The organism is Streptomyces sp. JHA26 (genome assembly GCF_002005565.1).
In the GTDB taxonomy this organism is placed as follows: domain Bacteria; phylum Actinomycetota; class Actinomycetes; order Streptomycetales; family Streptomycetaceae; genus Streptomyces.
Genome location: NZ_BDJC01000062.1, coordinates 23,190 through 37,957 on the forward strand (window position 1 = coordinate 23,190; position 14,768 = coordinate 37,957).

12 protein-coding genes and 1 CRISPR repeat array are annotated in these 14,768 nt (G+C 73.6%); of the genes, 8 read left to right on the forward strand and 4 right to left on the reverse strand.

From position 1 onward, the window contains the following. Positions 1-94: 94 nt before the first annotated feature. Both JHAT_RS35565 and JHAT_RS28320 read right to left on the reverse strand, forming a co-directional pair. Positions 95-622: a hypothetical protein gene (locus tag JHAT_RS35565; protein ID WP_077801121.1), complete on the reverse strand. Its 528-nt coding sequence runs from the start codon at positions 620-622 to the stop codon at positions 95-97. A 55-nt stretch (positions 623-677) separates the two neighbouring features. Continuing rightward, a complete protein-coding gene (locus tag JHAT_RS28320; RefSeq protein WP_077801122.1) occupies positions 678-1,211 on the reverse strand; it encodes a PadR family transcriptional regulator in 534 nt (177 codons plus the stop codon). 362 nt (positions 1,212-1,573) lie between these two features. Here JHAT_RS28320 and JHAT_RS28325 point away from each other — a divergent pair, with 362 nt between their 5' ends. From JHAT_RS28325 to JHAT_RS28335, 3 genes are all read left to right on the forward strand, one after another. Next, positions 1,574-1,885, forward strand: coding sequence for a hypothetical protein (locus JHAT_RS28325; protein ID WP_077801123.1), 312 nt, complete (start codon positions 1,574-1,576; stop codon positions 1,883-1,885). Positions 1,886-1,894: 9 nt separating this feature from the next. After that, entirely contained in the window at positions 1,895-3,997 is a 2,103-nt protein-coding gene (gene malQ, locus JHAT_RS28330) for a 4-alpha-glucanotransferase (RefSeq protein ID WP_077801124.1), read from the forward strand. Between the two features lie 71 nt (positions 3,998-4,068). Then, positions 4,069-4,344, forward strand: coding sequence for a hypothetical protein (locus tag JHAT_RS28335; protein ID WP_077801125.1), 276 nt, complete (start codon positions 4,069-4,071; stop codon positions 4,342-4,344). Positions 4,345-4,429: 85 nt separating this feature from the next. Here the strand turns inward: JHAT_RS28335 and JHAT_RS28340 are convergent, their stop codons facing one another. Further along, positions 4,430-5,029 carry a TetR family transcriptional regulator gene (locus tag JHAT_RS28340; protein ID WP_077801126.1) on the reverse strand — a complete coding sequence of 200 codons (600 nt, stop codon included), beginning with the start codon at positions 5,027-5,029 and terminating at the stop codon, positions 4,430-4,432. Between the two features lie 115 nt (positions 5,030-5,144). On the opposite strand from JHAT_RS28340, the gene JHAT_RS28345 reads away from it, so the two are divergent. Beyond that, positions 5,145-6,629 carry an FAD-dependent monooxygenase gene (locus JHAT_RS28345; protein ID WP_077801127.1) on the forward strand — a complete coding sequence of 495 codons (1,485 nt, stop codon included), beginning with the start codon at positions 5,145-5,147 and terminating at the stop codon, positions 6,627-6,629. Between the two features lie 42 nt (positions 6,630-6,671). Here JHAT_RS28345 and JHAT_RS28350 read toward each other — a convergent pair whose 3' ends face one another. Continuing rightward, positions 6,672-7,193, reverse strand: a complete 522-nt coding sequence (locus JHAT_RS28350; RefSeq protein ID WP_077801128.1) for a MarR family winged helix-turn-helix transcriptional regulator — start codon at positions 7,191-7,193, stop codon at positions 6,672-6,674. A gap of 260 nt (positions 7,194-7,453) precedes the next feature. Here JHAT_RS28350 and JHAT_RS28355 point away from each other — a divergent pair, with 260 nt between their 5' ends. The 4 genes from JHAT_RS28355 to casA all read left to right on the forward strand — a co-directional run. Next, positions 7,454-8,377, forward strand: coding sequence for a DMT family transporter (locus JHAT_RS28355; protein ID WP_077801129.1), 924 nt, complete (start codon positions 7,454-7,456; stop codon positions 8,375-8,377). A gap of 9 nt (positions 8,378-8,386) precedes the next feature. Then, positions 8,387-9,292 carry a LysR family transcriptional regulator gene (locus JHAT_RS28360; protein WP_077801130.1) on the forward strand — a complete coding sequence of 302 codons (906 nt, stop codon included), beginning with the start codon at positions 8,387-8,389 and terminating at the stop codon, positions 9,290-9,292. A 271-nt stretch (positions 9,293-9,563) separates the two neighbouring features. Then, a CRISPR array of direct repeats spans positions 9,564-10,568; the repeat unit is 29 nt; unit sequence GGGACCATCCCCGCGGGTGCGGGGAGCAG. A gap of 219 nt (positions 10,569-10,787) precedes the next feature. After that, the gene (locus JHAT_RS28365) at positions 10,788-13,727 is read left to right on the forward strand and encodes a CRISPR-associated helicase/endonuclease Cas3 (RefSeq protein ID WP_077801131.1); all 2,940 of its coding nucleotides are present in this window, start codon (positions 10,788-10,790) and stop codon (positions 13,725-13,727) included. A gap of 42 nt (positions 13,728-13,769) precedes the next feature. Continuing rightward, positions 13,770-14,768: type I-E CRISPR-associated protein Cse1/CasA (casA, locus tag JHAT_RS28370; protein WP_077801132.1), on the forward strand; the 999-nt coding region annotated here is incomplete at its 3' end.

A 14,768-nucleotide genomic window follows, 5' to 3' on the forward strand; every position in this document is an offset into this window, starting at 1 on the left:
CCGAAAGCACGAGCACTCGAGCCCCCACTGTCCTCACCCCGCTCGTTCGAGCGCCCAAAGGACGGTCACCCGCCGAGTGCTCACGCCGGAAGCCTCACGCATACCGCAGCTCCCCCGGCCGTACCGACCGGTCCAGCAGGGGCAGGGACGTCGCCGATGCGAGCAGGCAGGCGGCGTACACCACCGGGGCGACCAGCGGGGCCGTCCACGGGAGGGAGCCGTCGCCGGTGGGGGAGGAGTACCAGGTGCCGACCGCCATGCCTCCGACGCCGGCCAGCAGCAGGGCCGGGGCCAGGGGGAGGACGGTCTCCAGGAGGAGGGCGCGGTTCAGGACCGTGCGCGGGACGCCGGCGGCGACCCGGGCGGCCAGCGCCGCCCGCTGCGCCTGCCCGCCGCTCATCTCGCCCGGCCGCAGCTCCTCCTGCCCGCGCACCCCGAACCGTTCCAGCCACTCCCCGGCCCGGGCCCGGGCCCGGGCCTCGGCGCGGGCGGTGCTGGCCAGGCAGTGCAGCAGCGTCGACTCCCCGCTGCCGCTGGCCCCGGTGGCGGCGAGGATCTCCCCGGCCCGCAGGTCGAAGCAGGCGCCGCGCAGGGCCTCGGTCCTGCCGTGGGACTTCACCAGTGCGCGAGCAGCGGTGGCGCCGTCGTCGTGCGGTACGTGTCCGTTTCCCCGTGTGTCATGCCGTACGGACCTCCGTGGTCAGGGTGGTGAGCCGGGCCGCCGTGGTGGTGATCCAACGGAGGTCGGCGTCGAGGTGGTTGAGGGCGTAGTCGGCCGAGAGCACGGTCGTGAGGTCCGTGCCGGGGGCCGTCTTGAGGGCCGTGAGTTCCCGCATCCGCGCCATGTGCGCGGCGCGCTGGGCCTGCAGGAAGGCCGCCGCGTCGCCGCCGGTGAGGATCGAGACGACGACCTTGGCGAAGATCTCGTTCGTCACGAAGGGCGCGGGCGGCGCGATCTCGCCCGCCCAGCGCGCCAGTTCGCGCGTCCCCTCGTCCGTGGCGCGGTACGCGGTCCGTTCGGGGCCACCGTCCGACGCGGTGCCGTCGACCTCCGCGAGGCCGTCCCGGACGAGGCGCTGCAGGGTCGTGTAGACCTGCCCGTACGCCAGCGGGCGGGCCTGGGGGAAACGTTCGTCGTGGCGCCGCTTGAGGTCGTAGCCGTGGCTGGGCCCCGTGGCGAGCAGCCCCAGGAGGATGTGACGGGTGCTCATGGCGCCCAGTATTCACTGAATACATGTACTGAGTGAATAGTTCTGGGCGGCCGTGTCGCGTCGGGGCGGGTCCGGGTGACCGGTTTGGGTGTTCGGTGCGTGGGTTAGGTGATTTTTCGACCGGGTCTGTGCGCATGTGGAAGGGGGTGGCTGTGACCAGGAGCACGTTGTCCGAGTCGGGGCGTCTGTCCTCGCGCGAACTGGGTAGGGGCTGCCGTAACTCGCCACAGGCGTGCTCGACACCATGCCCGGCCCAGAGCCCGAACCGAGCTTCATCCAGAGCCCGAACCAGAGCCCGAACCGAGCTTGACCCAGAGCTTCATCCAGAGCCCGACCCAGACCCCGAACCAGAGGAGACCCCCGTGGCTGCACCGGCGCCCCTGCTGCTCCCGGCCCCTTCCAAACCCGTGGCGGAGCCGTCCACCCCCTGGGCGGAGCCCTCCGCCGACTCCGGAACCCCGCACTACTGCGTCTTCGGCGCCACCGGCAGCTGCGCCGAGACGCCGCTCACCAGCGAGCCGCCGCTGCCCGACGCCGAGCCCCTGACCAGCGAGTCGCCCTTCGCCGACGCCGTGCCGCTGACCAGCGAGTCCTCGCCCGAACTCACGGCCGACGTGCCGGAGCAGGGCGGCCCCTCCTTCGCCGTCCCCGTACCGGAACCCACGAGGTCGTAGAGGTAACAGATGCCAGCTGCCCGGCCGGCCGAGCCGCCCACCGAGGACCTTCCCGAGGATCTGACCAGGCTCGCCGCCCTGCACGGCGTCGCCACCTCCTACCACCCGTCCCCCGACCGCACCGTCACCGCCTCGGCCACCGCCGTCACCCTCGCGCTGGCCGCCCTGGACGTCGACGCGAGCGGTCCCGCCGCGGTGCGCGCCGCCCTCGCCGCCCGCGAGGACGAACTGCGCGAGCGCCTGCTGCCGCCGACCGTGGTCGCCCGCACCGGCGGCGGCACACCGGCCGCCCTGGCCGCGCTGCCCGAGGGCACCGTCCTGCGCGTCGAGACCGAGCAGGGCGAGACCCGCGCCGACGCCGGACGGCTCCCCGCCGGCTACCACCGCCTGACCGCCACCGCGCCCGACGGCCGGACCGCCACCGCCCACCTGATCGTCGCCCCGGACCGGCTGCCCGCCCCGCCCGGACGCTCCTACGGGCTCCTCGTCCAGCTCTACTCCCTCCTGTCCCGCCGCTCCTGGGGCATGGGCGACCTCGGCGACCTCGACGAACTGACCGCCTGGGCCGGCCGAGCCCTCGGCGCCGGCTTCGTGCAGGTCAACCCGCTGCACGCGGCCGTGCCCGGCGCCCCCGCCGACCCCTCGCCCTACCGGCCCTCCTCCCGGCGCTTCCCCGACCCCGTCCACCTGCGGATCGAGGCCGTGCTCGAGTTCGCGCACCTCCCCGAGCCCGACCGCGTGCGCGCCCTCCGGGAGCGGGCCGGACGGCTGCGGGAGGGCGTACTGGACAAGGGCGCCCTCATCGACCGGGACGCCGTGTGGGAGCTCAAGCGCGAGGCCCTGGAACTGCTCCACGAGGTCCCCCTCGGGCCCGGCCGCCGCGCCGCCTACGACGACTACCTCGCCGAACAGGGCACGGCCCTGGAGGACCACGCCACCTGGTGCGCGCTCGCCGAGGTGCACGGCTCCGACTGGCGACGCTGGCCCGGGGGGCTGCGCGACCCGCGCTCGGCCGAGACCGCACGCGCCCGCCGCGAGCTGACGGACCGCGTCGACTTCCACTCGCGCCTGGCCTGGCTCACCGACACCCAGCTCACCGCCGCCCAGCGCACCGCCCGCGAGGCGGGGATGCCGATCGGGATCGTGCACGACCTCGCGGTGGGCGTGCACCCGCAGGGCGCCGACGCGTGGGCCCAGCAGGAGTACTTCGCCGCCGGCATGTCGGTCGGCGCACCGCCCGACGCCTTCAACGCCCGCGGCCAGGACTGGGGCCTGCCGCCGTGGCGCCCCGACCGCCTGGCCGACTCCGGCTACGCGCCCTTCCGGCACCTGCTGCGCGGCCTGTTCCGGTACGCGGGGGCCCTGCGCATCGACCACGTCATGGGCCTGTTCCGGCTCTGGTGGGTCCCCGAGGGCCACCCGCCCACCGAGGGCACCTACGTCCGCCACGACGCCGAGGCCATGCTCGCCGTCCTCGTCCTGGAGGCCACCCGGGCCGGCGCCGTCGTCATCGGCGAGGACCTCGGCACCGTGGAGCCGGGCGTGCGCGAGACCCTGCGCGAACGCGGGGTGCTCGGCACGTCGGTGCTCTGGTTCGAACGGGACTGGGCGGGCGACGGCCGGCCCCTGCCCCCCGAACGGTGGCGCGCCGACTGCCTGGCCACCGCCACCACCCACGACCTGCCGTCCACCGCCGCCCGGCTCACCGGCGAACACGTCGAACTCCGCGACCGGCTCGGCCTGCTCACCCGCCCGCTGGAGCAGGAGAGGGCCGAGGCGGCGGCGGACGCCGCGGAGTGGCTCGGGCTGCTCGCCCGCCTCGGCCTGCTGCACGGCACCGGCGACGGTGCCGGCACCTCCTCCGAGGAGGCCGGGATCCAGGCCGTCCACCGCTTCCTGCTGCGCACCCCCGCCCGCATGGTCGGCCTCTGGCTCCCCGACGCCGTCGGCGACCGCCGCCCGCAGAACCTCCCCGGCACCTGGGACCAGTACCCCAACTGGCGGCTGCCCGTCGCCGACGCCGAGGGACGCCCGGTGACCCTGGAGGAACTGGCCGCCTCACCGCGCCTGCACGCCCTCATCGAGGTGATGCGGGACCGCTCCGCCCGCTGAGGGGGACCGCCCGGGGCCCCGTACGGCACCCCGGGCGCGCGCCCCGTTCGGCCGTTCGCTAACTTTGCACCGTGGACAAGAAGAACGCCCTGCGCGCCGGCGCCCTGGCAGCCGGTACGACGCTGATGATGCTGCTCATGTCGTCCCCCGCGCTCGCGCTGACCCGCGACGACGGCGACGACCCCGGCACGGGCCTGAGCGTCATCGAGACGCTGGGCCTCTACGTCCTGCTCCCGATCGCGCTCTTCGCGGTCATCGCGGGTCTGGTCATGGTCCTGGACAGGTCCCAGGAGAAGCACCGTGTGACCAGCCGCAACGTGAAGACCAAGGCCGACGCGAAGGCCTGACGGCCCACCACCGCTCCACCGAGGGCGCCCGCCCGGTCCGCGTACGCACCAGCCGTACGCGGACCGGGCGGGCGCCCTCGCCGTTTCACGGGCTGGGTGCCGTCAGATAGCGCTGGAGCGTGGGCGCCAGCCAGGCCACGACCTCCTCGCGGCGGAGCGTCACGGTCGGCGGGAACCGCAGCACGTACCGGGTGAGCGCCAGGCCGAGCACCTGCGACGCGACGAGCGCGGCCCGCGCCGGGGCCTGCTCGGGGTCCGGGCACACCCGCCGGGCGACCGGCAGGAGCTGGTCGCGGAAGATGTCCTGCATGCGCTCGGCCCCGGCCTGGTTCGTGACCCCGGCCCGCAGCAGCGCCGTGAGCACCTCGTTCTCCTCCCACAGGGCGAGGAAGTGGGTCACCAGGGCCCTTCCGACCTCCTCGCGCGGCCGCTCGGTCAGGTCGGGCAGGGCGAGGTCGACCGTGACGGCGGCCGCGAACAGGCCCTCCTTGGTGCCGTAGTACCGCATCACCATCGACGGATCGATGCCCGCGTCCCGGGCGACGGCACGGATGGTGGCCCGCTCGTACCCGTCGCGGGCGAAGCGTTCCCGGGCCGCGGCGAGGATCGCGGCGCGGGTGGTGTCGGAGCGGCGGACGGGTGACTCGTCGTCCCCGGTCCCGCCGCGGAGTGCTGTGCTGGACATGTCCAAGAGCGTAGGCCAACACACGTTGGCCAACAAGTGTTGACTACGGTCGCAGCCGGTCGTACGGTGACAACAAGCGTTGGCAAACAAGCGTTGGCACCTCGAGGAGGCCCAGATGAACGGCATCCGACACGAGTCCGTCCGCTCCGTGGTCGTCGTCGGCTCGGGCCCCACCGGCCTGCTCCTGGCCGGCGACCTCGCCGCCGCCGGCGTCCCCGTCACCCTCGTCGAGAAGCGCCCGCACCGGATCAGCAACCTCTCCCGCGCCTTCGTCCTGCACGCCCGCACGCTCGAGCAGCTCGACGCCCGTGCGCTCGCGGACGGCCTGGAGGCCGCGGGCGCGCCGCTGGACCGCCTCCGCCTCTTCGGCGACCTCACCGTCGACCTCGCCACCCTGCCCTCCCGGTTCCGCCACCTCCTCGTCCTGCCCCAGTACGAGATCGAGAAGGCGCTGGAGCGACGGGCGGTGGAAGCCGGGGTGGAGTTCCGGTACGAGACCGAGACGACCGGCCTGCGCCAGGACCCGGCGGAGGACTTCGTGACCGTCGAGGTCCGCGGTCCGGACGGCGGGACGGAGACGCTGCGGGCGGCCTACGTCGTCGGCGCCGACGGGATGCGCAGCACCGTGCGCGAGGCGATCGGCCTGCCCTTCCCCGGGCGCTCGGTCATCCGCTCCGTCGTCCTGGCCGACGTGCGCCTCGCCCGGGAGCCGGAGACGCTGCTGTCCGTCAACACCGTCGGGGACGCCTTCGCCTTCCTCGCGCCGTTCGGCGACGGGTACTACCGGGTGGTCGGCTGGCACCGCGGCCGGAACGTCCCCGACGACGAGCCCCTCGAGCTGGAGGAGGTCGAGGAGATCACCCGCCTCGCCCTGGGCCGGGACTTCGGCATGCACGACGCCCGCTGGATGTCCCGCTTCCACAGCGACGAACGGCAGGCGCCCGCCTACCGCGTGGGCCGCGTCTTCCTCGCCGGCGACGCGGCGCACGTGCACACCCCGGCCGGCGGCCAGGGCATGAACACCGGCCTCCAGGACGCGGCCAACCTGAGCTGGAAGCTGGCGGCCGTGCTGCACGGGCACGCCGGTCCCGAGCTGCTGGACACCTACCAGGCCGAGCGGCACCCCGTGGGCAGGGCGGTGCTGCGCAGCAGCGGCGGCATCGTCCGCCTCGCCATGGCCAAGCACCTCTGGACGCTGGCGCTGCGGGCGGCCGTCACCACCCTCCTGGACCACGTGGGCCCGGCCCGTCGCCGGGCCGTCGGCCACCTCACCGGCGTCGGCCTCCGCTACCCCGCCCCCCGCGGATCCCACCGGCTGACCGGCACCCGCGTGCCCGACGTGGCCCTCGCGGGCGGCGGCCGGCTGTACGAGGCGCTGCGCGGCGGACGGTTCGTGCTGATCGGCCCGGAGACGGGCCCGGGCCGGGAGGGGGAGGCGTACCGGGCCGGGGCCGGCCGCGAGGACCGGCTGGCCGTGGAGCACTGGGCGAGCGGACGCCGCACGACGGTGCTGGTGCGGCCCGACGGGTACGTGGCCTGGGCGGCGGACGCCGCGGGCGCGGCGGAGACCGAGGCGGCGGTCGCCGCGCACGTGGGCTGAGAGGACGTGGGTCGGCCGCCCGGCCGTGGGTCGGGCGGCCGACTACTTCTCGGTGCCGGCGAGGAGGTCGCGCAGCAGGTCGGCCAGGTGGCCGGCCCGGTCGGCGCCGAGGGCGGACAGGGCCTCGGTCTGGACGGCCAGTCCGGCGCCGACCGCCTCGTCGATCAGTTCGTGTCCCTTCTCGGTGAGCGTGACCCGCAGTGCCCGGCGGTCGTGCGGGTCGGGGGAGCGGCGCAGCAGTCCGGCCCGCTCCAGCTTGTCGAGACGGCCCGTCATGCCGCCGGTGGTGAGCATCAGCGTGGCCGACAGCTGCCGGGGGGAGAGGGCGTAGGGCTCACCGGAGCGGCGCAGGGTGGCCAGCACGTCGAACTCGCCCCGGGAGATCCCGTAGGGCGTGTACGCCTTCTCCATCCGGTCGCCCATCGCGCGCGAGAGCCGGAAGACGCGGCCGAACACCTCCATCGCGACCGTGTCCAGGTCGGGCCGCACCGCCGCCCACTGATCGACGATCACGTCGACGGGGTCCTGGCGCCGCGCGGGTCTCGGCTCGGGGTGTCCGGTCATGGCACGAGTATCGGGGCCGGTCCGGTCGCCCGCAAGAAAGTAGCTTGACGGAAACTTGCTTAACCCTAAGCCACCTTCTACCGGGCCACTTCCCGGGCCCACGCCCCCACCACGAAGGGTGCCCCCATGGCCACCGGCCACGGATCGACGACAGACCTTTCAGTTCTCCTTCAAAGAACGGTCGAAAAGATTCGATGGACCTGACGGTTCCGGTGCTGGGACGGTAGCCGCGCCAGGCTCCCCACCAGGAAGGGACCTTCGTGGCCACAGCCGCCCACCGGACCACCCCCCACCCCACCGCCGCCCCGGCGAAGCCGCCCGCGCCCGTCGCCCTCGGCCTCGCGCTCGCCGTCCTCGCCACCCTCGTCTGGTCCGGCAGCTTCGTCACCTCCCGCGCCCTCGGCGACAGCGTCCCGCCCGTCCAGCACGCCTTCTGGCGCTGGGTGATCGCCCTCGCCGTCGTCGCCCCCTTCGGCGCCCGCCGGGCCTGGCGGCAGCGCGCACTCGTCCGCCGCCACCTCGGCTTCGTGCTCCTCGCCTCCCTGCTCGGCGTCACCGTCTACAACACCCTCGTCAACCAGGCCGGCGTCACCACCCCCGCCGCCAACATGGGCATGATCATGGCGGCGTCCCCGGTGCTGATGGCGGTCCACGAACGGGCGGGCGGCGTCCGGCTCGGCGCGCGCCGGATCGCCGGGCTGCTCATCGCCTGCGCGGGCGTGCTGCTGCTCGTCGGGGGAGACGGGGCGTCCTTCTCGGCCGGCGACCTGTGGATGATCGCCGCCGCCTGCTGCTTCGGCTCCTACAGCGCGCTGCTGCGCCGCAGGCCCGCCGGTCTCGACGGGGTGGCCTTCCTCTTCACCACCTTCCTGCTCGGCACCGTCCTGCTGCTGCCGGTCCAGGCCGTCAGCCTCGCCGTCCAGGGCGGCTTCACCCCGACGAGCACCACCGTCCTGCCGCTCCTCTACGTCGGCGTCGCCTCCTCGGCCGTCGCCTTCTTCGCCTGGAACAAGGCGATCTCCCTGATCGGAGCGGCCCGCGCGGGCGTCGTCTACTACCTCCAGCCGGTCTGCGTCGCCCTGCTCTCCTGGGCGCTGCTGGCCGAACCGACCGGCTGGGCGCAGGCCGGGTGCATGGCGCTGATCCTCACCGGGGTCGTCCTCGGCGCGGGGGCACGCCGGTAGGTTGCCGTCATGGCCGAATGGGACCTCCGCAAGCTGCAGATCCTGCGGACGCTGCGGGACCGGGGCACGGTCACCGCGACGGCCGAGGCGCTGCACATGACGCCGTCGGCCGTGTCCCAGCAGCTGACCAACCTCTCCCGGCAGCTCGGCGTGGAACTGCTCCGGGCCCACGGCAGGCGGGTCCGGCTGACGGACGCGGCCCGGCTCGTCCTGCGGCACGCCGAGGCGGTGTTCGAGCAACTGGAGCGGGCGGACGCCGACCTGGCGGCCCACGTCCACGGGGAGGCCGGGCAGGTGCGGGTCGGCGCCTTCTCCACCGCCGTGCCCGCCCTCGTCGTACCGGCCGTGACCGCGCTGCGGGCCACACACCCCGGCATCACGGTGCGGGTGCGGGAGGCCGAGGCGCAGGAGGCGTACGAGCTGCTGGCCGCCCAGGACGTGGACCTGGCCCTGTCCCTGGCGGCCGAGGCGCCGACCGCCGCAGACCCCCGCTTCACCCGCGTCCCGCTCTTCGCCGACCCGCTGGACGTCGCCCTGCCCCGCGCCCACCCGCTCGCCGACGCGGCCGGGCTGCGGCTGGCGGACCTGGCCGCCGAGCCGTGGATCTTCGGCGGCAGCGGCCCCTGGTCGGACATCACGCGCGGCGCCTGCGAGGCCGCCGGTTTCCGCCCCCACCAGGGGCACTCGGCGGCCGGCTGGACGGCGATCCTGGCGATGGTCGAGGCCGGCATGGGCGTCGCCCTGGTCCCCCGCATGGCGGCGGTGCCGCGCGACGGCGTGGCGATGCGCGCCCTGCACGCGGACCGCCCGGTCCGGCACGTCGTCGCGGCCGTCCGCAGGGGCGCGGGCGAGGACGGCGCCGTGGCCAGGGTCCTCACGGCTCTGCGGGGGGCCGCGGGAGATCTCGGCGGCTGATCCTCACCTCTCGGGGGCGCTGACCCACCGCAGGGCTGCTCCGCGACGTCCTGACGAACGGAGCCTCCTCTGCAGGCGCGGAAAGTAGGCCCCTGCCCCCGGGTGCCGCCGACAAATCCGCCCGTCGACTGCCGGACCCGCCCTACAGAGGCAGTTGGCGGGGTTCCCCGGGAGAACACCGTACGGGCGGTGTGTTGCTACGGCCTTCGCACCGATCGGTACGCCGCAACGGAATACGCCAACAGCGTCCACCCGGTTCGGTGCCCTCATTGGGACCATCCCCGCGGGTGCGGGGAGCAGTGGGTCCGGCAGGGCCGCCATCCGCGCGACTCGGGACCATCCCCGCGGGTGCGGGGAGCAGGACGGCGGCTTCGCACTGGGCGAGGCTGTCTTGGGACCATCCCCGCGGGTGCGGGGAGCAGTTCACCGAGTTCGCGTCGAAATACCCGGTCTCGGGACCATCCCCGCGGGTGCGGGGAGCAGAACGGTCGGCTGCGCCTCGAGGCCGCAGCGGCGGGACCATCCCCGCGGGTGCGGGGAGCAGCCGCTGGTCCAGTACCTGCGGAGGGTGGCCGCGGGACCATCCCCGCGGGTGCGGGGAGCAGTACGAGACGCTGCTGCGCAGGCACTGGGAGGAGGGACCATCCCCGCGGGTGCGGGGAGCAGGTCGTGCACGCGGTCAGCAGGTTGTGCGCCTGGGGACCATCCCCGCGGGTGCGGGGAGCAGCCGTGGACGACGTCGGCTTCCCGGGTGCGGTGGGGACCATCCCCGCGGGTGCGGGGAGCAGCTGACCGCCATCAGGAGTGGCCGTCCCTCGTTGGGACCATCCCCGCGGGTGCGGGGAGCAGGGCACCCGCCCCAACGTCATCGCCGGATACACGGGACCATCCCCGCGGGTGCGGGGAGCAGCGGTCGATGTACATCGGCTGGTGGACGTAGTAGGGACCATCCCCGCGGGTGCGGGGAGCAGGGCCCACCGGGGCCGGCGTACACGCCTACCGAGGGACCATCCCCGCGGGTGCGGGGAGCAGCAGGCGCTCCAGGGCGGCGGCGAGACGCGGTTGGGACCATCCCCGCGGGTGCGGGGAGCAGTTCTCCATGGCAGCCAGGCGGGGCTCTGCCTCGGGACCATCCCCGCGGGTGCGGGGAGCAGCAGCAACGGACGGAGGGACGGACGGGGCGAAGGGGACCATCCCCGCGGGTGCGGGGAGCAGATGTGCAAGATCGGCTTGCCGCAGCCGGGGCCGGGACCATCCCCGCGGGTGCGGGGAGCAGACTTCCTGACCTGCGAGCTTAGTGCTGGAGGAGCGTGAGATCAGCAAGTATGGGAGGTTCCGGCGAATGGGGCATTAGCTCCCATTCAGGGCTGTAGGGCGTTGAGATGGGGCGGTGGCGGGCCGAACACCCTATGGCTTGTCGACGTTTTCTGTCCGTAGATCACTCTGTTTGCTCATTCTGATGCCAGAAGAGGGCCTCTGCCTGTATCAATCCCTCATGAGCATTGGGGGGAACACCCGTGCTGGCCTGCTGTGTCGGCTCGGGGGGCCGGCGCGGGCGGTGTGGGCCAAGCACGACCGTGACACCGACGGATGGCTGCCGTTGTGGCGGCACATGGAGGACAGTGCCGCGGTTGCCGGGCTGTTGTGGGATCAGTGGCTGCCCGCAGGGGTGCGGGGGTTGGTGGCCGAGGCATTGCCGCAGGGTGAGGCGGACGCCCGCGCTCTCGCCGTATGGCTCGCCGGAGTGCACGACATCGGCAAAGCCACCCCCGCGTTCGCCTGCCAGGTCGATCAACTCGCCGACGCCATGCGCGACCACGGTCTGGAGATGCGCTCGGCGAGGGCGATGGGGCCGGACCGCCGGATCGCGCCGCACGGTCTGGCCGGTCAGGTGCTGTTGGGGGAGTGGTTGGAGGAACGGCACGGGTGGGGGTCCGCCCGAACCGGGCAGTTCACCGTGGTCGTGGGCGGGCATCATGGTGTGCCGCCCGAGCACGGGCAGATCAAGGCCCTTTACGCACACGAGGAGCTGCTGCGCACCCCTGGTGCGAGTGGCCGTGTCTGGCGGCAGGCGCAGACCGAGTTGCTGGACGCCTGCGCCGACCGCTTCGGGGTGGCCGAACGCCTGGACGCGTGGCGAACGGTGAAGTTGCCGCAACCGGTGCAGGTGCTGCTGACCGCGTTGGTCATCGTCTCCGACTGGATCGCCAGCAATCCGGACCTCTTCCCCTACTTTCCCGACGGTGCGTCCCGCAGCGACCAGGAGCGTCTTGCCGCGGCCTGGCAGGGGCTGGACCTCCCGGCCCCCTGGCGGGCCGAGGAACCTGTCGGGGATGCCCAGGACCTGTTCACCTCCCGGTTCGGGTTGCCGCCGGAGGCGAGGGTGCGCCCTGTTCAGGAGGCGGCCGTGGAACTCGCCCGGGAGATGAAGACGCCAGGCCTGATGGTCGTCGAGGCCCCGATGGGTGAGGGCAAGACGGAGGCGGCGCTCGCCGTGGCCGAGATCTTCGCGGCGCGTTCCGGCGCGGGCGGGGTCTTCTTCGCCCTGCCCACCATGGCCACCGGCAACGCCATGTTCCCCCGCCTGCTCGACTGGCTGGACCGGCTGCCGGGGGTGGCGGGATCACGCCGCTCGGTGCACCTGGCCCATTCCAAGGCCGCTCTCAACGAGGACTTCGCCGGCCTGATGGCCCGCGCAGGGCGGGTTGCGGCCGTGGAGGTGGACGAGGAGACGTCCCCGTCCCGGCAGCAGCCGGATCACCGGCGCCGCGCGGGTGCCGAGCTGGTGGCGCATGCCTGGCTGCGCGGCCGTAAGAAGGCCATGCTGGCCTCGTTCGTCGCGGGCACCATCGACCAGCTGCTGTTCGCCGGGCTGAAGAGCCGGCACCTGGCCCTGCGCCACCTCGCCGTGGCCGGGAAGGTCGTCGTCATCGACGAGGCGCACGCCTACGACACGTACATGAGCGTGTACCTGGACCGGGTGCTGGCCTGGCTGGGGGCGTACCGGATTCCGGTGGTGGTGCTGTCCGCGACCCTGCCCGCGTCGCGCAGGCGCGAACTCGTCGAGGCGTACTCCGGCCGGACCGGTGCGGCCGCATCCGGGGACGCGGCCGCACCGGACGGCACCGCGACGGACGCGTACCCGCTGCTGACGGCCGTCTGCCCGGGCGGCGTTCCACTGGTCCGCCGCCCGCAGGCGTCGGCCCGGTCGGTACAGGTGCGGGTGGAGCGTCTCACCGACGACCCGGACGTCCTCGCCGACCGGCTGGAGAGCGAACTGACCGACGGCGGATGCGTCCTGGTCATCCGGAACACGGTCAAACGGGTGCTGGAGACGGCTCGCGCACTGCGTGCCAGGTTCGGCGCCGAGAACGTGACCGTCGCCCACTCGTGCTTCGTCGACCTCGACCGGGCGGACAAGGACAGCGCACTGCTCCGGCTCTTCGGTCCCCCGGAGAAGACGGACGACAGACCCACGGGCCGGCACATCGTGGTGGCCAGCCAAGTGGCCGAGCAGTCCCTGGACGTCGACTTCGACCTGCTGGTCAGCGACCTGTGCCCGGTCGACCTGCTCCTGCAACGCATGGGGCGACTGCACCGCCACCGACGCGGCCCGGGCCAGGAGGAGCGGCCCGAGCGGCTGCGGACCGCGCGCTGTCTGGTGACAGGGGTCGACTGGACGGCGGACGTGCCCGCCCCGGTGCGGGGGTCGGTCGCCGTCTACGGACGGTACGCCCTGCTGCGGTCGGCCGCGGTGCTCCTGCCCCACCTCGACGGCGGATCCCGGCGACCGGTGGAACTCCCGGCGGACATCAGCCCCCTCGTGCAGGGCGCCTACGGCGAGGGGCCGGTCGGGCCGGAACACTGGCAGGACGCGCTGAAGAAGGCACGCGAGCAGTTCGACCGGCACCGCGACGACCAGGCCGAGCGCGCCGCCGTGTTCCGTCTGGGAGACGTCGGCAAAGCGGGGCGGCCGTTGTTCGGCTGGGTCGCCGCGGGGGTGGGGGACGCGGACGACACCCCCACCGGGCGTGCCCAGGTCCGGGACAGTCGGGACAGCCTGGAGGTCGTCGTCGTGCAGCGGCGCGGTGACGGAAGCCTCGCCACCCTGCCGTGGCTCGCACCGGACGGCACCGGACGGCAGCGTGCCGGTATCGAGCTGCCGCAGGACGCGACGCCCGCGCGGTTCGCGGCCCGTACGGCCGCGAGCTGCGGCCTGCGGCTCCCCCTGCAGTTCTCCGGCGAGGTCATGGACCGGGCCATCGAGGAACTGGAGCGGCTGTATCTGCCCAAGTGGCAGGGCAAGGACAGCCCTTGGCTCTCCGACCAGCTGATCCTCGCACTCGACGAGGACTGTCAGACCCAGCTGGCAGGCTTCTCACTCCGCTACAGCCCGAGCGACGGTCTTGAGGTGACCCGTGACGCAGACGACTGACTGCCTGGTGCCGGTGCCGGTGCCAACGAGGGCGGGGGCGCGATGACGTCCTTCGACCTCACCAGCCGACCGTGGATCGGCGTCCTGCGGAGCGACGGCTCCCAGGACGAACTGTCGCTCCGTCAGATCTTCGCTCAGGCCGGTGACCTGCGGTGCGTCGTGGGCGACCTGGCCACCCAGGAGTTCGCCCTGGTCCGTCTCCTGTTGGCCGTCGCGCACGACGCGCTGGACGGCCCCGGTGACATCGAGGAGTGGGCGGAGCTCTGGGAGGACCCCGACTGTTTCGCTCCGGTCCAGGCCTATCTGGACGAGCATCACGACCGGTTCGACCTCCTGCATCCGGTCGCGCCGTTCGGGCAGACGGCCGGGCTGCGTACGGCGAAGGACGAGGTGTTCTCGCTCAACCGGATCGTGGCCGACGTGCCTGCCGGGGAGCCGTTCTTCAGCGCGCGTATGCCGGACGTACAGCGGCTGTCCTTCGCCGAGGCCGCCCGCTGGGTCGTCCACGTCCACGCTTACGACACCTCCGGCATCAAGTCCGGCATGGTCGGCGACGACCGCGTCAAGGGCGGCAAGGTGTACCCACTCGGCACCGGATGGGCGGGGGGCCTGGGTGGGGTCTTCGTGGAAGGCCGCACTCTGCACGAGACGCTGCTGCTCAATCTGGTGGCGGCGGACACCGAGCTGCTGAACTTCTCCGCCGACGACCGGCCGGCCTGGCGCCGTGATCCTTGCGGCCCGGGCTCCGACGGGCGGTCCGCGACCGGTCTGCGCGACTTGTACACCTGGCAGTCGCGCCGGGTCCGTCTGCACCACGACGCGGACGGCGTCCACGGTGTCGTCCTCGGCTACGGCGATCCGCTCGTGTCCCGGAACATGCACCAGAGTGAGCCGATGACTGCGTGGCGGCGCAGCCCTGCGCAGGAGAAGAAGCTGGGGCAGTCCCGCGTGTTCCTGCCTCTGGAGCACGATCCGGCCCGTGCGGCCTGGCGGGGCATCGCCGCACTGCTTGCCGACCGGCTGGAGGACACCGGCGCAGCC